At 67.2% G+C, this 18,395-nt stretch carries 15 protein-coding genes; 2 read left to right on the plus strand and 13 right to left on the minus strand.

Features of this window, described 5'->3' with window-relative positions; translation table 11 throughout:
- Nucleotides 1-59: 59 nt before the first annotated feature.
- From fadD32 to glf, 10 genes are all read right to left on the minus strand, one after another.
- Nucleotides 60-1,949 (minus strand): long-chain-fatty-acid--AMP ligase FadD32, encoded by a 1,890-nt coding sequence (gene fadD32 / locus ACZYZF_RS29060; RefSeq protein ID WP_463743683.1) that lies wholly within the window; start codon nt 1,947-1,949, stop codon nt 60-62.
- A 251-nt stretch (nt 1,950-2,200) separates the two neighbouring features.
- Nucleotides 2,201-3,214 (minus strand): carboxylesterase Culp6, encoded by a 1,014-nt coding sequence (culp6, locus tag ACZYZF_RS29065; protein ID WP_463743682.1) that lies wholly within the window; start codon nt 3,212-3,214, stop codon nt 2,201-2,203.
- A gap of 42 nt (nt 3,215-3,256) precedes the next feature.
- A complete protein-coding gene (locus tag ACZYZF_RS29070; protein ID WP_463743681.1) occupies nt 3,257-3,703 on the minus strand; it encodes a hypothetical protein in 447 nt (148 codons plus the stop codon).
- Nucleotides 3,704-3,778: 75 nt separating this feature from the next.
- Nucleotides 3,779-4,690: an alpha/beta hydrolase-fold protein gene (locus ACZYZF_RS29075; protein ID WP_463744173.1), complete on the minus strand. Its 912-nt coding sequence runs from the start codon at nt 4,688-4,690 to the stop codon at nt 3,779-3,781.
- Between the two features lie 213 nt (nt 4,691-4,903).
- Nucleotides 4,904-5,899 (minus strand): esterase family protein, encoded by a 996-nt coding sequence (locus ACZYZF_RS29080; protein ID WP_463837547.1) that lies wholly within the window; start codon nt 5,897-5,899, stop codon nt 4,904-4,906.
- Nucleotides 5,900-6,360: 461 nt separating this feature from the next.
- Complete coding sequence (gene zomB / locus ACZYZF_RS29085) at nt 6,361-8,403, minus strand: flagellar motor control protein ZomB (RefSeq protein ID WP_463837549.1); 2,043 nt, start codon at nt 8,401-8,403, stop codon at nt 6,361-6,363.
- Nucleotides 8,381-9,322: a decaprenyl-phosphate phosphoribosyltransferase gene (locus tag ACZYZF_RS29090; RefSeq protein WP_463743678.1), complete on the minus strand. Its 942-nt coding sequence runs from the start codon at nt 9,320-9,322 to the stop codon at nt 8,381-8,383. Before ACZYZF_RS29090 ends, zomB begins: the two co-directional genes overlap by 23 nt.
- The gene (locus ACZYZF_RS29095) at nt 9,319-9,852 is read right to left on the minus strand and encodes a phosphatase PAP2 family protein (protein ID WP_463743677.1); all 534 of its coding nucleotides are present in this window, start codon (nt 9,850-9,852) and stop codon (nt 9,319-9,321) included. Before ACZYZF_RS29095 ends, ACZYZF_RS29090 begins: the two co-directional genes overlap by 4 nt.
- Before the next feature lies 1 nt (nt 9,853).
- Entirely contained in the window at nt 9,854-11,791 is a 1,938-nt protein-coding gene (locus ACZYZF_RS29100; protein ID WP_463743676.1) for a glycosyltransferase, read from the minus strand.
- The gene (glf, locus tag ACZYZF_RS29105) at nt 11,788-13,038 is read right to left on the minus strand and encodes a UDP-galactopyranose mutase (protein ID WP_463743675.1); all 1,251 of its coding nucleotides are present in this window, start codon (nt 13,036-13,038) and stop codon (nt 11,788-11,790) included. The genes ACZYZF_RS29100 and glf overlap by 4 nt, the downstream gene beginning before the upstream one ends.
- 240 nt (nt 13,039-13,278) lie before the next feature.
- Here glf and ACZYZF_RS29110 point away from each other — a divergent pair, with 240 nt between their 5' ends.
- Both ACZYZF_RS29110 and ACZYZF_RS29115 read left to right on the plus strand, forming a co-directional pair.
- Nucleotides 13,279-14,226, plus strand: coding sequence for a hypothetical protein (locus tag ACZYZF_RS29110; protein ID WP_463837551.1), 948 nt, complete (start codon nt 13,279-13,281; stop codon nt 14,224-14,226).
- Between the two features lie 125 nt (nt 14,227-14,351).
- Nucleotides 14,352-15,956, plus strand: coding sequence for an N-acetylmuramoyl-L-alanine amidase (locus ACZYZF_RS29115; RefSeq protein WP_463837553.1), 1,605 nt, complete (start codon nt 14,352-14,354; stop codon nt 15,954-15,956).
- A 4-nt stretch (nt 15,957-15,960) separates the two neighbouring features.
- Here ACZYZF_RS29115 and ACZYZF_RS29120 read toward each other — a convergent pair whose 3' ends face one another.
- The 3 genes from ACZYZF_RS29120 to ACZYZF_RS29130 are packed head-to-tail and all read right to left on the minus strand — an operon-like array spanning nt 15,961 to nt 18,345.
- A complete protein-coding gene (locus ACZYZF_RS29120; RefSeq protein WP_463743672.1) occupies nt 15,961-16,788 on the minus strand; it encodes an HAD family hydrolase in 828 nt (275 codons plus the stop codon).
- Nucleotides 16,785-17,546 (minus strand): lysophospholipid acyltransferase family protein, encoded by a 762-nt coding sequence (locus tag ACZYZF_RS29125; RefSeq protein ID WP_463743671.1) that lies wholly within the window; start codon nt 17,544-17,546, stop codon nt 16,785-16,787. The genes ACZYZF_RS29120 and ACZYZF_RS29125 overlap by 4 nt, the downstream gene beginning before the upstream one ends.
- Before the next feature lie 7 nt (nt 17,547-17,553).
- Nucleotides 17,554-18,345, minus strand: coding sequence for a lysophospholipid acyltransferase family protein (locus tag ACZYZF_RS29130; protein WP_463743670.1), 792 nt, complete (start codon nt 18,343-18,345; stop codon nt 17,554-17,556).
- Nucleotides 18,346-18,395 lie beyond the last annotated feature (50 nt).

An 18,395-nucleotide genomic window follows, 5' to 3' on the forward strand; every position in this document is an offset into this window, starting at 1 on the left:
TTCAGGTCACCTTGCATCAGAACGAGCGCTGGTCGGCGTCGTAGCGGTGGGGGGTTCGGTCAGTCCGTCTCGTCGGGGAACGCGTTGGCGATCTTCCCGCTGCGCAGCGAGCCGTCCAGGTAGGCCGAGCGGCAGGCCCGGCGGCCGATCTTGCCGCTGGAGGTACGCGGGATCGCTCCGGCCGCGGTCAGCAGCACATCGCGCACCGTCACACCGTGCCGCACGGCGATAGCCGCGCGGATGTCATCGGTGATCGGGCCGACTTCGAGCTTGTGGGAGCCGGGGGCACGCTCGGCGACGATGACCAGCTGCTCGGAGCTGTCATCGTCGTCGCGGTGCAGCCCCGCGTGCGCGTTCTCGAACACCTCGTCGGGCAGCTGGTTGGCCGGCACCGAGAAGGCCGCCACGTAGCCGGTACGCAGCGCCTTGCTGGCTTCCTGCGCCGAGTACTCCAGGTCCTGCGGGTAGTGGTTACGGCCGTCGATGATGACCAGGTCCTTTACGCGGCCGGTGATGTAGAGGTCACCGTCGTAGAAGGCGCCGTAATCGCCGGTGCGGACCCAGGTGGCGTCGTCTGCAGCACCCTCGGCGTGTGACGGGCTGGTCCGTGATTTGAGGGTGTTCTGGAAAACCTCGATCGTCTCTTCGGGCTTACCCCAGTACCCGGTGCCCATGTTCTGGCCGCTCATCCAGATCTCGCCGACCTGTCCGTCGGGCAGCTCGGTCGCGCTCTCGGCGTCCACGATGACGGCCCACTCGGAGACGCCGACCCTGCCGGCCGAGGCCTGGGCAACCGCCTTGATCGAATCGCCATCCACCTCGACGATGCGGCCGCTGTTGAGCTCGTCGCGGTCGACGGAGATGATCTTCGGCTCTTCGGCAGCCGGGGTGGTCGATACCATCAACGTTGCCTCGGCCAGGCCGTAGGACGGTTTGATGGCCTTGGCCGGGAAGCCGAACGGGCTGAACGCCTCGTTGAACCGGCGCACGGTCGCCGCCGAGATCGGCTCACTGCCGTTGAGCACGGCCTTCACATTGGACAGGTCGAGCGGCGCGCCATCCTTGGGGACGCCGCGGGCCGCGGCGTGGTCGAACGCGAAGTTCGGGGCCACCGAGATGACGCCACCGGTGTCGCCTTCCTTGCGGGCCATCTCCCGGATCCAGCGCTCGGGCCGGCGCACGAAGGCGGCCGGGGTCATGAAGGTGAAGTAGTGGCCGATCATCGGGGCGATCAACCCGGTGACCAGACCCATGTCGTGGAAGAACGGCAGCCAGGACAGGCCGCGGTCGCCCTCCTCACCTTCGAGCGCCTCGACGATCTGCACCACGTTGGTGGCCATGTTCAGGTGGGTGATCTGCACACCGGTCGGGATCCGGGTCGATCCGGAGGTGTACTGGAGGTAGGCGATGGTGGACTCGTCGACATCCTTGAAGTGGACCCAGGTGGCGGCGACGTCGTCGGGCACCGCGTCCACCGCGATGACGCGGGGACGCTGGTTGGCCGGCCGGCTGCGGAAGAACTTGCGGACGCCCTCGGCGGCATCGGTGGTGGTCAGGATCGCCGACGGGTGGCAGTCGTCCAGCACCGCGTGCAGGCGGCCGACGTGTCCGGGCTCGGACGGGTCGAACAGGGGCACCGCGACGCGGCCGGCGTAGAGCGCGCCGAAGAAGGCGACGAGGTAGTCGAGGTTCTGCGGGCACAGAATGGCAACACGGTCACCGGGTTGGGTGACCTGCTGAAGCCGGGCAGCCACCGCCTTGTTCCGGGCGCTGAACTGGGACCAGGTCAGGTCGCGGGCGACACCGTCACGTTCGGTCGAGAAGTCCAGGAAGCGGTATGCCAGCTTGTCAGCACGGACCCTGGCCCAGCGCTCGACGTGCTCGACGATGCTGGCGCCGTCAGGGAACTTGATCTGACCGTCCTTGATGAACGGATTGATGAACGGCATTTAAATCTCCTGTCAGAGCCGTACTCGTCGCGTTGTCGCACGTCACTGCCGGTGCGTCGCAGCCACTCGGCGGCCGATACGTCCCAAACCCGAAGATCGTACCGGGCCCGCAGATCCATGCCACGAATCAGCTGACGGCTCTATCCAACCCACTACTCGCGCAAGAAGCTCTTATTTTTCTCTTAATGTTAAGGGACTGTGACGGTGCTGGCCAAATCCGACGCACGATTGACGCCTCCGGCCCGTCCCGGCTACCCGTGCTTTGGATGCGGCGCGTTGTCCACCAGGTCTTTGGCCCAGCTCAGCGCCCACTGCGTGGCGGTTTGTCCATTCTCCACCCAGAACTGCGGGGTGTTGTACAAGGCGTGCACCGGACCGGCCGCGCTGCCGGTCAGCGTCTCCAGGGTCTTGGGCAGATTGAAGATCGAGAACGCCTCCTCCGGCGCCGAGCAGATCAGATCGCCCTTTCCGCAGATCTGATTCGTCCGGTCGTTCAGCGCCCCGAAGCCGCCCTGCCGCGGACCCGTCATGGTCAGGCCCATCTCGGACAGCACCGGCAACTCGTGCAGCGTGATCTCGGCACCCTGTCCGGGCGGGTTGGGGCCGATGTCCTGCCCGACACCGAGCTCGCGGCGGCCGTCGGCGATCAACGTCACGCCCAGCACCAGGTCCTCGTCCACCGGGCCACGGCCGTTGCCGATGTCGCTGGCCAGGTCCCCGCCGATCACCGCGCCCTGCGAGAAGCCGGCGATCACATAGCTGGTGAGCGGGCACCGGTCGTTCATGTCGGTGAGCGCCTTGACCGCGGTGCGCTTCCCCTCCGCACGGCTGTCGTTGTAGGACATCTGCTTGTCGGCGGAGAACGGGTTATGGAACTGCGCGGTGTAGGGCACCGTGTAGACCTCGAGGCGGTCTGTCCCGAACTGCTCGGCCATCGGCCGGCTGACATTCGTCATCAGCGACAGCGGGAACTGTGTCGGGTTGATCGGGTCGTCCTGCGGCGAGGACTCCCAGGTACCGGGGATCGAGAGCAACATCACGTCGGGACAGTCGGCGGACTGGAACTCCGGGCGCGGCTTACGCGTCCCCGACGGGCCCGGCACCCCGGCCGGAGGCTGGGCCGACGGCGGTGCCGACGGGGTTTCGGGACGACGCATCACGATCACCACGATCGTCACCACCAGCACCACCACGAGTGCCATGGCCGCGGCGGCGATCAGGGCCAGGATGCGGTGCCGCTTCCGGCGGCCGGCATTTTTTGCCATGGGTTACTCGGGCTCCTCGCGTGCGGTGCGGTGATCTGCTTGTCAGCAGAGATGTTCGGTGGCGATACGGATGTAATCGGTGGCGGCGGCGTCGATCTCGCCGGAGGTCGGGCTTTCCGCGGTGTGGGCGGCCCGGACGTCGCTGCGCACCAGCGGCAGGACGAAATCCCGCACGGCCTGGTCGTTCAGCTTGGCGGCGTGGGCCTGGCACACATACGACCCGATCGACAGCGCCAGCAGCTCACTGGACGGGCTGATCCCCGCGGCCTTGAGCTCATCGAGATACGTGTGCTGCTGCGACGTGATGGCCAGCTCACCGGAGCGGCGTGGGAGAGGCTCCGCGGACACCGCCTGCGGCTGCGCACCGTTGACCTGTGACGTCGGCAGGGCCAGCGGCGCCATGATGTCACCGCTCGCATCGCATGCCGTCAGCAACGACGCAGCGGACACCGCTACCACCAGGGTGGCCGACCGTACCGTGTGCTGCACGCTTCCACCGTACCGGCTGGTGAAAAGTGTCCCGGCGCAGCTGATTCTGGTCACCACGGCGGCCGCCCGGACGGCTTACTTGATGGTCGCGACCAGTTCGCCCGACATCTGCGCCAGCTGCGGAGCCCAGCTACCCCAGTCATGCTGGCCACCGGCCGGCATGTCGAAGTGCCCGTTGCTGCCGCCGACGGAGCGGTAGTGCTGGTAGAAGGACCTGTTGCTGCCCTGCGCCAGATCGCAGACACCGATCATCGCAGCGGGGTCACTGCATGTGAGCACGGCCGGGCTGTACACCCACAGCCGGGTGTTGGCGTCAGCCAGCAACTGCACGTGCACGTCGGGGTCATGCCACTTCCAGCGGCCCAGCTGTGGGGCACCCCACATGCCATAGCTGTCCACGCCGCCGAACTGCGCCATGCCCGCGGTGATCGCGCCGTTGAGAGTGGTGGCCGACGGGGTCAGGAAGCCCGACAGGGATCCGGCGAAGCGGAACCGGTCGGGGTGGAACGCGGCCAGCGTCAGCGCGGCGGTGCCGCCCTGTGAGGCTCCGACGACTCCGTGCCCGCCCGGGGCCAGACCCTTGTTGGCGGCCAGCCAGTCCGGCAGCTCGGCGGACAGGAAGGTCTCCCACTGCTTGCTGCCGTCCTGCTCCCAGTTGGTGTACAGGCTGAACGCTCCACCGGCCGGCGCGGCCACCGACACTCCGCGACCGGCCAGGGTGCTCATCGCGTGACCGGCGTTGACCCAGTTGCTCACGTCAGGGGCCGCGTTGAACGCGTCGAGCAGAAACACCGCATGCGGGCCACCGCCCTGGAACGCCACCGGGATGTCGCGGCCCATCGCCGCCGACGGGACCATCAGATACTCGACACCCTCGGCCCGGGCCGGCGCGCCCGTCGTCGCGGACACGGCCCAGAGGGCAGTGCCGAGCACTGGGGCCAGCAGGGCCAGCAGCATCGTCCGCATCAGACTCAACGCACGTCTCATCATCAACCTCTCCTGCTGCCTGCCGGACTCGACTGCGCACTACACATCTGGGCCCACCGCACACACCCGCGTTGTAGTGAACCACATCGACCTCACAGCCGGGGCGTCAAACGCCCGACCGTGACAGGACCCGGAAACGGCTGACGGCGGCGACCCCGTCGGGGGTCGCCGCCGTCAGGCGTCGTACGTGTTAGGTCGCTACCTACCGCCGGATCAGGCGGTCGGGGTGGCGCCCAGAACCCGCTGCAGATCAGGCTTCATGGCCTGCAGCTGCTGGCCCCAGTAGGCCCAGTTGTGCGTACCGCTCTGCGGGAAGTTGAACACCGCGTTCTTGCCACCGGCCGCGATGTACTTCTCCTGGAACGTGGAGTTGGTGCGGCACACGAAGCCCTCCAGGAACTTGGCGGGCATGTCAGCGCCACCCAGCTCGCCGGGCTTGCCGTTACCGCAGTAGACCCAGAGGCGAGTGCCGTTGTTGGCCAGTGTCGCGACGTTCTCGGTCGGGTCGTTGGCCTTCCAGGCGTTGTCCGGATCGCCCGTCTTGCCCCACATGTCGTCGGCCTTGTAGCCACCGGCGTCACCCATCGAGACACCGATCAGCATCGGCCACCAGCCCTCAGACGGGTTCAAGGTGCCCGACAGCGAGGACGCGTAGATGAACTGATCCGGGTGGCGAGCCGACAACATCAGCGCCGACGAACCGGCCATCGACAGACCGACCACAGCGCTACCGGTCGACTTCACGTCCTTGTTGGCCGCCAGCCATGAGGGGAGCTCCTGGGTCAGGAAGGTCTCCCACTTGTAGGTCTTGCAGCCGCCGTCCTTGCTGCCACAGGCCGGCTTGTACCAGTCGCTGTAGAAGCTGGACTGACCGCCGACCGGCATCACGACCGAGATGCCCGAGTTCAGGAACCACTCGAACGTAGGCAGTTCGATGTCCCAACCGTTCTGATCCTCACGAGCACGCATGCCGTCGAGCAGATAGAGCGCAGGTGCACCCGCGCCACCGCTCTGGAACTCGACCTTGATGTCACGTCCCATCGCTGCCGACGGAACTTCGAGATACTCGACCGGCAGGCCGGGTCGAGACCAAGCTCCAGCGGTCGCCGAGCCGCCCACGACGCCCACCAGGCCAGGCAGCACGGCCGCCGCCGCAACCGCGACCGTCAGCCGGCGCGACAAGCCGCGCATCTTCCCAACGAACTTCATACCGCTCCCTATCTGAATCTTTTCTTCGTATTCCGCACATCGATGTCAGGACCGACGTAAGCGGCTCACGTGCCCGTGTAGTCAACCACACGAATGCGTGATGCTTCTCTTCAGCAGTTGTCGTCCCTGATCGCTCCCTCAGCCGTTCACGGTCGCGATCAGGTCTGGTTTCGGGGCCTTCGAACGAGCCGCCCGGTACGGCCGGGCACCGTCGCCCGGCACGCAATTCGCCCACCCCACTACAGCGTTTCCGGTCGCCCAGACCTGCTTGGTGTCGGTCCGATACGCCGGGTGCTCCGGTGTGAGGAACGTCTCCCGTTCACAGGTACAGACACCAGAGGTCAGCATCGGTTTCTCATACCGTCCGTTCAAGATCGATCATGCGGGCTCGTCTGGGTATCGGCGCCACCCGGCCGGGCGTTACCGAATACACAGAATTCAGTCCTACGATCCCGCCCCCGTCACGGTCCGGTGGCGGGCATTCCCGTGTACGGCGGGTTCTTCGGTTCGGGGACCGGTAGGCCGCATCGCTTCAAGTCATAGAGCGGCACCCGGTCGATCCGGTACTTGGTGAACCCGTACGCGTGCGCCAGGTTGGACAGGAACCGCCGCGGGCTCATCTCCCCGCGCACCGAGTTCAGCATCGACTCGGTGGCCGGGCAGTCCAGCGCCGCCTGTGCCTGCGAGATCCAATCCTCGTCCAGGTAGGGCGGGATGTACTGCCTGGTCTTGAGGAACGGTCCTTCGGCGACGGCCCAGTCCGGGAACAGATTCTTGTCGTGGCCGATGCGGCCGTCGGTCAGCCTCTGCGTGTGCATCGCCAGCGGATTCGTCAGACCGATCTGGTCGATGACCCGTACGTCGAGCCCGACGTTCATGCCCAGCATGCCCATGTTGGTGAAGAACACGGTGTGCGGGGTTTCCAGCGCCCGACGGGCCTCCGGGGTGAGATCGGGCGGCGGCGGATAGGCGGGGACGACGTCCCACTGGTCGTAGTTGCCCGACGGCAACAGCAGCGCCCCGTCGGGGGTGTTGTTGATCGCGGTCAGCACCGCACGCATGCGCGGATAGTCCAGGTAGTCGGCGGCGGTCAGCGGGTGCGCATGGCCCGTGGCCTGCGAGTAGAACCGACGCTCGTCGACGATGCCGGTGTAGGTGACGCGGGTACCGTCGGCACCGAGGCCCGGCGAGTTGGCGGCCCAGATCGACCAGCCCACCACCGAGGCCCACAACACGCTGGTGGCCGCGGCCAGCAGGTAACCCGTCTCCCGGGTGAACCTGGTGCCGTCGGGCAGCACGACCGGAATGACCGCGACGGGCATCAGCAGGCAGAACAGCGGGGTCAGCAACACCCGGCCGTGCATGAAGTCACCGCCCTGCCGCACCCAGTAGATGCCCTGCAGCAACCCGCTGACGAACATGAAAAGCACTACCGCGGCAGGACTTTGGACGGTGCGTGCCAGCCAGCCGTAACCGCGGGGCACCTGATGACGCACCCACCACGGCCGGGTCCTCGTGGTCAGCAGAACCGCACCGAGCGCGGCCAGCAGCAGCACCGGCACCCACAGCAGGTACGGATGGTTGAAATTGGTCAGATAGGTCAGGCCCTGGGACCACTTCGATCCAGAGGCGTCCTTGGCCACCGCGGTACCCGGCACCAACAGCCCGTAGTAACCCATCCGGAAGATCTGATAGGCGACCGGCAGCAGCCCACCGGCCACCACGATCAGGACCCGGCGCCGCCGGCCGCGCGCCGCGATCAGCATCATGACCAGTGCGCCGCCGCCGATCAACGCCAGCTCGGGGCGGATCAGCACGCTCAGCCCGGCCAGGGCGGCCAACACACCCTCGAAGTACTTGCTGGACACCGGGTTCGGTGCACCGGCGGCTACCCCGCGCCTCGTTGCCGGAGCCGCACGCAGAGCTTGCGACCAGCACACCAGCATCCACCACAGCAGACCCAGATAGGCCAGGACCAAACCGTTTTCGAGCCCTGAGGTGGCGAAGTCGCGGGCCGGCGGGACGGCGATGTAGACCAGCGCGCCGGCGGGCAGCAGCAGTGCCCGGCGGCCCTGCAGGCTCGGGGCGTACAACCGGCCGGTGCCGAGCATCGCCAGAACGACGCCGAGCACGCTCAGCGTCAACGCAAGGGCCAGCGCCACGTACTCCATCTGGACCGAGCCGCCAAGCCATGCGCCCAGCGCCATCAGGTAGGTCCACACGGTGGAGGTGTTGGCCTCGATCCGTTCACCCGCATTGAAGACGGGGCCGTTGCCCGCGAGCAGGTTTCGCACCGTCCGCAGCACGATCAGGCCGTCGTCGGCGATCCATCGGCGCTGCCAGGCACCCCAGCCGAACAGCCCGGCCACCACGACCACGCTCACCCACAGGCTGACCCGCACCGAGACGTCGTAGGGAAACACCGGCCACCGCGCCAACCGTGCACCCACGCCGCCTGCCAAGCGGCGCAACGTAATCCGGTCAGCTGAAGTAGATGGCTGCACCGATGGTTCCGATCCAGGCCAGGAACAGGATCTGCAGCACTCGGTCTTTCAGCGCAATCTCCTCAGGCTCACCGGCGATGCCACCGTCGATGTCAACCGCATAGCGCAGGATCGCGACGGTGAACGGAACCATCGTGATCGCGTACCACGACGCGTCCTGGCCGTCGAGGCCCAAGGCGTCGTTGGCACTGTCGCGCCCGAACGCCCACAGGCCGTAGCAGAGCACCATCGCAGTGGCCGACAGTGTCCAGACGAACCGTAGATAGGTGTTGGTGTAGCTCTCCAGCGACTTGCGGATCTTGGCCCCGGTGCGCTCGGCCAACTGCAGTTCGGCGTACCGCTTGCCCGCCGCCATGAACAGCGAGCCGAAGGCCATCACCAGCAGGAACCATTGCGACAGTGGGATATCGGCAGCCACACCACCGGCGATGGCGCGGATCAGGAAGCCCGAGGACACGATGCAGATGTCGAGCACGGCCTGGTGCTTGAGCCCGAAGCAGTACGCGAGCTGGATGGCGATGTACACCGCCATCACCAGCGCCAGCGCCGGGGTCAGCAGCCACGAGATGCCCAGCGAGGCCACCGCGAGAACGACGGCCAGCACGTAGGCCATCCACTCCGGCACCACACCGGCGGCGATCGGCCGGAACCGCTTCGTCGGATGGGCGCGGTCGGCCTCGACGTCGCGGGCATCGTTGATCAGATAGATCGACGACGCGGCCAGGCAGAACACCACGAACGCGATCGACACCTTGTAGGCGAGGTCGCCGTAGTCGTATTGGATGCCGCTGCCGACCGCGGCCAACGGCGCGGCCAGGACGAGCAGGTTCTTGATCCACTGGCGCGGACGGACGGCCTTGATCAGCCCGGCGGCCAGATTCTTCGGCGGGCCGACCTCCGGCAACACTTCCTCACTCATTTGGCCACGGTCTCCTTCGGCCCGACACCGGCAGTTCTTCCGACCACCGAACCCACGGCTGCCCCGACGGCCACGCCGGTCAGCACATCGGTGGGATAGTGCACGCCCAGCACCAGACGGGACAGCGCCATGGGCACCACGAGCACCGCGCGCACCGGCAGACCGGTGGTCCGGGCCAGCAGGACCGCCGCCGCGGTGGTCGAGGTGGCATGTGCCGAGGGGAAACTCAGCCGGCTCGGCGTCCCGACGTTCACGGCGACATCGGGGTGATGTGGCCGCTCACGGCGCACCACCCGCTTGATCAGTACCGCCGCGGCATGGGCGACAAAGGCGCCGACGCCCACGGCGATCCATGACCTGCGCTTGGCCGGCTGGGCCAGCGCACCCCCGGCCGCGAGCGCGAGCCAACCCAGACTGTGCTCGCCGAAATGCGACAACGCACGTGCGCCGCTCAGCACGCCGGGCCTGGTGGCCAGGGCAGACTGCACGGCGACCAACACGGCGTCTTCGCCGCGCGGGGCATCGGTCATGTCAGTTTTTCTCCGCCGACTCTGTCAGCAACACCGTCTCCCACTTCTGGGTGCTGGTCAGCACCGGCAGCGCCTCACGATAGACCTTGCGCATCCGGTCGAACTGACGGACCACTCGCAACTGCTGGCGCAGCGAGGCACGGAGCAACGCGAACATCTTGGCGCGGTCCCGCTGCCGGTACACCACACCACGCCCGTCAGCGGTCGTGACGGTGACCCCGTCGACCCGGCACATGGAGAACCAGCGGGCATCCTGGGTGGCCACGTTGATCTGCGGCTGGATGTGGGTTTGCGGATCGTGCTGGCGCAGTTGGTGGACGACGCCGCGGGCCAGGTTCACCGCGATCGCCGGCTTGGAGACCGGGATGCCGATCTTCTTGCGCCGCAGATCCGAGGCCGGCGGTAGTTCGGTGGCACCGCCCACGACGACGGCGTCGGGGTACTCCTGGCGCATCTTGCGGATGTCGGGTAGGGCCGATTCCAGGATGGAGAAGATGTGCTCCGGGCCGGCCAGGAAGTCCTCCATGGCCCGGTTCTGGATGGCGACGGTCGAATATTCAAGGCACAGAAGGTGTTTGAAGGTGGCCTTGAGGTGGCTGGCCAGCAGCCCCCGCGCATCGCCATCCCAGTGGATTGCCGACACCACCAGCCGGTTGCGCAGGTGGAAGTAGGCCTGCCAGTCGATGGCGTCGTCCTTGTCGCTCCACGCCATGTGCCAGATCGCCGCGCCGGGAAGGGTGACCGTGCGGTAGCCGTGTTCGGCGGCGCGCAAGCCGTACTCGACGTCGTCCCACTTGATGAACAGCGGCAGCGGCTGCCCGAGCTCCTCGGCCACCTGCCGGGGGATCATGCACATCCACCAGCCGTTGAAGTCCACGTCGATCCGGCGGTGCAGCAGCTTGCTGCGGACGGCGTCGGTGTCGTCCAGCGCATACTTGGCGAAGTCGTGGTCGTATTCGGCGTTGGGCGCCGCCGACCACATGAAGTTCGCCCGGTCGACCATCTCGCCCATGATGTGCAGGTGTGACGGCTCCTGCAGGTTGAGCATCTGCCCGCCGACCAGAATGGGTTCCTTGGCGAACCGGTTCATGGCCAGGGCCCGCAGGATCGAATCGGGCTCGATGCGGATGTCGTCGTCCATGAACAGGATCTGTTCACAGTCGGTGTTCTTCAGCGCCTCGTACATCACCCGGCTGTAACCGCCGGAGCCACCGAGGTTGGGCTGGTTGTGGATCGTGAGCCGGTTGCCGAGTGCGGCTGCGGCGGCCTCGAATCCCGGATGGTCCTTGGCCTTGCTGGTGCCCTGGTCGGACACGATGACCGCGCTGACCACCTCGTCCACCAACGGATCCGAGGTCAGGGCGGCCAGCGCGTTGACGCAGTCCGAGGGACGGTTGAAGGTCGGGATGCCGACGGCGATGTTGGCCCGGCCCGGCGCGGGGGACGGGGCGTACCAACCGGCGCTGTGGACCCGCACCGCGGTGTTGCTGGTGATGTCGAACCAGATCCACCCGCCGTCCTCGAAGGGGGTGAGGTCGATCTCGAATTCGACGCTCGCCGGTTCGGCGGAGTCGCCGCTGGAGACTGGGGCGCCGCCCACGGTGATCCGGGCGCCGGTGGCCTTGGACCGGTAGACGTCGACCCGGGCGGTGCCGGTCAACTCGACTCGCAGCACCACCGATTTCAGGGTGGACCAGCGCCGCCAATAACTGGCCGGGAAAGCGTTGAAGTAGGTCGCGAACGAGATACCGGATTCGGTACCGATCTCGAGGGTCGTCCGCGTCGGCGCATGGGCCCGACGGGCATTGGTCGGATCCTCGTCGAGATAGAGCTTGCGGACGTCCAGCGGCTCGCCCGGTCGCGGCAGGATCACGCGGGCCAGCAGACTGACGGCCCGGGATTCCCCGGCGTCCAGCGCGCCGGAAGGGATGTCACTCATGCGTTGCTGCTTTCCTTGTCGGTCTGCTCGGTCACCAGCGGTGCACCGTCAGTCAGGTGCGGGGCCAGGGTGTTGTCGTACATGTTCAGCGCACTGGCGATGGCCATGTGCATGTCGAGGTACTGGTAGGTGCCCAGCCGGCCGCCGAAAAGCACCTTCGCCGAGGCGGTTTCGGCCTTGGCGCGGGCCCGGTAAGAAGCCAGCAGGGCACGGTCGGCGTCGGTGTTGATCGGGTAGTACGGCTCGTCGTTCGCTTCGGCGAATCGCGAGAACTCCCGCATGATGACAGTTTTGTCGGCCGGGTAGTCCCGCTCGGGATGGAAATGCCGGAACTCGTGGATCCGGGTGTACGCCACGTCGGCGTCGTTGTAGTTCATGACGGGCGTGCCTTGGAAATCACCACAGTCCGTCAACACCTCGAGATCGAAGTCCAGTGTGCGCCAACCCAGCCGGCCCTCGGAGTAGTCGAAGTAGCGGTCCAGCGGACCGGTGTACACGACCGGGGCGTCGGGGTTGGCCGCGCGGAGCTCATCGCGCACGTCGAACCAGTCGGTGTCCAACCGCACCTCGATGCGGTCGTCGGCGGCCATGTTCTCCAGCCAGGCGGTGTAACCGTCGACCGGCAGGCCCTCGTAGGTGTCGTTGAAGTAGCGGTTGTCGAACGTGTAGCGCACCGGCAGCCGGGTGATGTTGGACGCCGGCAGCTCGCGCGGGTCGGTCTGCCACTGCTTGGCGGTGTAGTGCTTCATGAACGCCTCGTAGAGCGGGCGCCCGATCAGCGAGATGGCCTTCTCCTCGAAGTTGGCCGCCTCGTGCCCGGCGATCTCGCTGGCCTGCTCCTTGATCAGGGCGCGGGCCTCGTCGGGGGTGAAGTACCGGCCGAAGAACTGCGAGACCAGGCCCAGCCCCATGGGGAACTGGTAGGCCTGGCCGTCGTGCATCGCGAAGACGCGGTGCTGGTAGCCGGTGAACTCGGTGAACTGCCGCACGTAGTCCCACACCCGCTGGTTGGAGGTGTGGAACAGGTGGGCCCCGTACTTGTGGACTTCGATACCGGTCTGCGGTTCGGCTTCCGAGTAGGCGTTGCCGCCGATGTGCGGGCGGCGTTCTATAACAAGGACACGCTTGCCCAGCTGCGCCGCGGCGCGCTCAGCGATCGTCAGACCGAAGAAACCGGAGCCGACGACGAATAAGTCGAAATGTGCGCTGGACTGGTCTGTAGCGACCCGGGGAGATAAGGACGTCATCGGCAGCCAGGGTATCCGACCGCGCCCCTGTGCCCCGAATTCGACGAAGGGCCCAGGTCGCAATTCGCTCACGATTCAATATCGTCACTTCAGTCCCATGAGTAACAGCCTTAACATCGATCTCGTTGGCATTCATGGGCTTCACACCAACTGGTCCGGAACCGCCGATCAAGCAAGCGGAGAGCACCCCGTGCAATCCGAAATGCAGTCCTTAACTGCAAACATATTGAGGAGACTTCCGTGCCGAACCGCCGTCGACGCAAGCTCTCGACAGCCATGAGCGCAGTCGCCGCAGTGGCAGTCGCAAGTCCAGTCGCCCTAGTTGCCATGTCCCAGCTGTCCCCCGCGCCCCAGCAGCGGGAGTTCACCCAGGCCTCCCTGGTCACCGACCTTCCCGGTGAACTGATGTCCGCCCTCTCGCAGGGCCTGTCCCAGTTCGGCGTCAACCTGCCGCCGATGCCCATGCTGGGCGGCACCTCTCCGACCCCCACACTCGGCTCGCCGAGCCTGACCTCTCCCGGATTGGCGTCCCCGGGGCTGACATCGCCAGGGCTGACATCGCCCGGCTTGACCGACCCGGGCCTCACGTCTCCCGGACTCACCTCGCCCGGTCTCACGTCGCCGGGGCTGACCTCACCGGGGCTCGCCTCGCCCGGTCTGACGTCCCCTGACGCGGGACTGACCAGCCCCAATGGTGCGACGCCGAGTTTGACGTCGCCGACGGCCGGGCTTCCGGCCGCACCCGGCGGGCTGACCAACCCGGCGCTGACCCCGCCGACCGGCTCGCTCACCAACCCGGCGCTGACGCCGGCCGGTGGCGCGCCGGGTGGTCTGACCACGTCCCCCACTTCCCTGGGCGGTACGGGCCTGACCACCTCGCCGGCGGGCCTCGACCCGTCGCTGTCCGGCGGTCTGGGCGCTCCGGGCGAAGTGCCGATCTCGGCTCCGATCGGGCTCGATCCCAGCGCGGGCACCTACCCGCTCCTGGGTGCCGATCCGTCGCTGTCCGCGATGCCGGCCACCGGTGGTGGTGGCGGCGGCGGTCTGTTCGGCGACCTGTCCAGCGCGGCTCAGCAGCTCGGCGCCGGTCAGGCCATCGACCTGCTCAAGGGCATGGTCATGCCGGCGATCACCTCGGCGATGAAGCCGCCGGTGCCCGCACCGGTCCCGGCACCGCCCGCCCCGTAGAGAAAGCCCGGTTAGAAGAACGGCACCGCAGAAGCCATCGGCTCTGCGGTGCCGTTGCCGGTTAAAACGACGCGCGGACCGTGTCGAATCATTCGTAACACCAGACTCATACGTAACATCAGTCCGTGCAGTCCCGCCGTTCCGCGCCGTCGATTCTCTTCACCGCACTCGCGGCGACGGTCGTGATCGTGCCGTGGGCCATCTCCGGAACAGATTCCGGCGAACAACCCGAACCAGCAAATGCTGCACCGCAGCTCACACAGCAACCACTCGAAAATCTTGCGGTCGGAGAGAGCATCCGCGAGGTCCATCAGGACAGCCCGTTCTCGATGGTCGCGCTCACCTCTCCGGACCTCCGTGGCACCTCCGCCCGGGTCCGCGCCCGCAAGGACGACGGCACCTGGGGCCCCTGGTACCAGGCCGAGAACCTCGACGGGGTCGGCGCCGACACTCCCGGCCCACGCGGCACCGAACCGGTATTCGTCGGCCGCACCACCACCGTCCAGATCGCTGTCACCCGCGCGCCCAAGGCGCCCGCCCCGCGCCCCGGAAAGACACCGGCGAAACCCGCACTGGGCTATGTGCCGGCCAACGTCGAAGCACCCATCGGCCAGAACGTCACCGCGGTGCTGATCAGCCCGCCCCAGTCCCCCGTCGACGTCGGCCCGCTGCCGACCGCCGCCATCAACCCCGGCCAGCCGCCCACCATCATCAGCCGTGCGCAGTGGGGCGCCAACGAGTCGATGCGCTGCGGAAACACCGTGTACGACAAGGGCATCCGCGCGGGCATCGTGCATCACACGGCGGGCAGCAACGACTACGCACCCGAAGATTCGGCAGGCATCATCCGGTCGATCTACGAGTACCACACCCGTGAGCTGGGCTGGTGCGACATCGCCTACAACGCCATGGTCGACAAGTACGGCCAGGTATTCGAGGGCCGCGCAGGCGGCATGGACAAGCCCGTCGAGGGTTCCCACACCGGTGGCTTCAACATCGACACCTGGGGGGTGGCGATGCTGGGCGACTTCGACGTCGTGCCGCCCACCGAGATCCAGGTGCGCAACACCGGGCGTCTGCTGGGCTGGCGCCTGGGCCTCGATCGCATCGACCCGCACGGCACCGTCGTGCTGACCTCCGCCGGCGGATCGTTCACCCATTTCCCCCGCGGAGCCACCCCGACACTGCCGACGATCTTCACCCATCGCGATGTCGGCATCACCGACTGCCCCGGTAACGCGGCCTACGCCCAGATGGGCCACATCCGGGACATCGCCGCCCGCTTCAACCGGCCGCCGGGCCCCGAGGATCTGGCCGACCAGATGCGCGGCGGCGCCATCTACAACCGCTGGCAGGCGGCAGGTGGGCCGGCGGGCCTGCTGGGTAATCCGACCTCGCCCGAGACCACCGGCGAAGGGGCCGCCCGCTACGCCACGTTCGAGCGCGGCGCGGTGTACTGGTCGCCGGACAGCGGCGCCCAACCGGTGTCCGGTGCCATCTATGAGGCCTGGGGCTCGCTGGGCTTCGAGCGCGGCGTCCTGGGCCTGCCGACCAGCGCGGAGATCCCCGAGCCGCAGTGGATCGTGCAGAACTTCCAGCACGGCACCCTGAACTTCGACCGGGAGAAGGGCAGCGTCACCCGCGTCGTCGACGGTGTGCCGGTGGAACTGCCCCCACCCTCACCCGATCAGCAGCCGGTGCAACTGGAGCGTTTCACCCCGATCACCTGACCGCTCAGGACCACCAGCGTTCGAGTACCCGGGCCACGCCGTCCTCGGTGTTGGTCACAGTGACCTCGTCGGCCGCGTCCACCGCGTCGGGGTGGGCATTGCCCATCGCCACACCCCGCCCGGCCCAACTCAGCATCGGCACGTCATTGGGCATGTCGCCGAAAGTCACGACGTCGGCGGCGGTGAGCCCCAACGGAGCGGCCAACTCCGCGACACCGGTGGCCTTGCTGATGCCCAGCGGCACCACCTCAATCAGACCGTTGTTGGTCGAATAGGTGATATCGCCTTGTAACCCAATGTGTTTGAGAAGTTCAGCGGCCATGTCGGCACTGCGCGCGCCTGCCTTGCGGATGAGCAGCTTGACCGCAGGGGCACTGAGCAGATCCTCGACCGATACCTCGGTGTTGTCCGGGTTGAGCCAGGCGTGCTCGTATCCGGGGGAACTGACGAACTGCGGGGTCGCCGCATCGTGCGCCGAACGCCCCACCCGTTCCACGGCCAGCCCCACGCCCGGAATCACCCGGGTGGCGATCTCGGCGAGCTCGCCGAGCACGTCGGTCGAGAGCGTGTGCGCCGAGATGATGCGGTCGGTGGCCGGGTCGTAGATCACGGCGCCGTTGGCGCACACCGCCATCGGCGCCAGGCCGAGCCCGTCGACCACCGGCGCGATCCAGCGCGGCGGCCGTCCGGTCGCCAAGATGAACGTCGTTCCCGCCTCGACCGCGGCCCGGACCGCCGCGCGGGTGCGTGGCGTGACCTTCTCGTCCTCGTCGAGCAGCGTTCCGTCCACGTCGGTGGCGATCAACCCCGGCGTCCGCTCGGCACCCGTCACTTTTTCCCCGTCGCTTCACGTTCGGCGCGCTTGCGTGCGCGTTCGGCCAGTTCCGCCTCGTCGAGCGACTTGGCTTCGGCAGGCGTCGGCGCACTTCCTCCGAGCCGGTTCGGAACCCAGTACGCCCCGGCCGGCTCGGGGTAGTACTGCTGGGCCCGATCCAGCAGTGACGACATCGCTGCCCGCAGGGTGCCGTCGATCTGGTCGACCGAACCTGCCACCCGCATCGGTTCACCGACCACGACGGTGACCGGAATTTTCTTGCGCCCCAGCGACTTCGGATGGTCCTTGGTCCAGATGCGCTGGGCGCCCCAGACGATCAGCGGAATGATCGGGACACCGGCCTCCACGGCCATGCGCGCAGCACCGGTCTTGAAATCCTTGAGCTCGAAACTGCGACTGATCGTCGCCTCCGGGTACACCCCGACGAGCTCGCCGCGACGCAGCGCCTCCACCGCCGCGGCATAGGCGCCGGCTCCCGCCCGGCGGTCCACCGGGATCGTCCCGGTGTGCTTGATCAGGAAGTTCACCGCCTTCACCTGCTCCATCTCCGCCTTGATCATGAAGCGCATCCGGCGGCCACGTGCGGTGGCGGCCAGCGCCGCAGGTAGGAAGTCGACGTAGCCGGTGTGGTTGATCGCGATGACGGCACCACCCGTGGCGGGCAGGTTGTCCAACCCACGAAAGGTGATCCGGGTTCCGGTGGCCCTGACCGCGAGCCGGGCGGCAATCTCCAGACTTCGGAAGACCGGTTCCATACGCGATTTACCCCGAGACCCCGGCGGGTCCAGAAGATCCAGAAGGTCCGTCCAGTGCACGTTTGGCGGCCTTCGCCGCAGCCTCCTCGGCATCCATCCGGTTGGCCTCGGCCAGCGTCGGCGCCGAGCCGCCCAGCCGGTGCGGCACCCAGAACTCGCCGGACGGATGTGGCCCGTAGGCGTCTTGCACCTGGGCAAGCAGATGTTGCATGCGCGAATGGAGCAGTCCGGTCAGCTCTGCCGCCGGCAGGGTGGGCTGGATCGGCTCGCCCACCGCGATCGAGATCGGCACCTTGGGCCGGTACAGCGTCTTGGGGTGCCCCTTGGTCCAGATCCGCTGTGCGCCCCACACGATGTGCGGCACGATCGGAACCCCGGCCTCGATCGCCATCCGCGCCGCGCCGGACTTGAATTCCTTGATCTCGAAGCTGCGACTGATCGTCGCCTCGGGGTACACCCCGACCAGTTCACCGGCCTTGAGGTTGTCGACAGCCGCCTCGAACGAGGCGGCCCCACTGTCACGATCCACCTCGATGTGACGCAGGCTGCGCATGATCGGTCCGGTGATCTTGTTGTCGAAAACTTCCTTCTTTGCCATGAACCGCACCTTGCGGCCCCGCTTCTGCAGGTAGGCAGGCAAGCCGGCGAAGGTGAAGTCGAAGTAGCTGGTGTGGTTGATTGCCACCACCGCACCGCCGGTCACCGGGATGTTCTCCACCCCGGTCACGTTGAACTTCAGCCCCTGCATACGCCAGGTCAGCCGAGCGAGTTGTATGACAGTCCCGTACACCGGTTCCACGTAGCCAGCCTAATCCCAGCCCGTATCGGCCCGTCACCCAACTCGGGCTA

This window comes from Mycobacterium sp. IDUB_24, assembly GCF_055419385.1.

Bases quoted from the DNA above. Each gene is read 5' to 3' on its own strand.
- fadD32 (WP_463743683.1), bottom strand. From the start codon at position 1,949: ATGCCGTTCATCAATCCGTTCATCAAGGACGGTCAGATCAAGTTCCCT.
- culp6 (WP_463743682.1), bottom strand. From the start codon at position 3,214: ATGGCAAAAAATGCCGGCCGCCGGAAGCGGCACCGCATCCTGGCCCTG.
- ACZYZF_RS29075 (WP_463744173.1), bottom strand. From the start codon at position 4,690: ATGAGACGTGCGTTGAGTCTGATGCGGACGATGCTGCTGGCCCTGCTG.
- ACZYZF_RS29080 (WP_463837547.1), bottom strand. From the start codon at position 5,899: ATGAAGTTCGTTGGGAAGATGCGCGGCTTGTCGCGCCGGCTGACGGTC.
- ACZYZF_RS29090 (WP_463743678.1), bottom strand. From the start codon at position 9,322: ATGAGTGAGGAAGTGTTGCCGGAGGTCGGCCCGCCGAAGAATCTGGCC.
- ACZYZF_RS29095 (WP_463743677.1), bottom strand. From the start codon at position 9,852: ATGACCGATGCCCCGCGCGGCGAAGACGCCGTGTTGGTCGCCGTGCAG.
- ACZYZF_RS29100 (WP_463743676.1), bottom strand. From the start codon at position 11,791: ATGAGTGACATCCCTTCCGGCGCGCTGGACGCCGGGGAATCCCGGGCC.
- glf (WP_463743675.1), bottom strand. From the start codon at position 13,038: ATGACGTCCTTATCTCCCCGGGTCGCTACAGACCAGTCCAGCGCACAT.
- ACZYZF_RS29125 (WP_463743671.1), bottom strand. From the start codon at position 17,546: ATGGAACCGGTCTTCCGAAGTCTGGAGATTGCCGCCCGGCTCGCGGTC.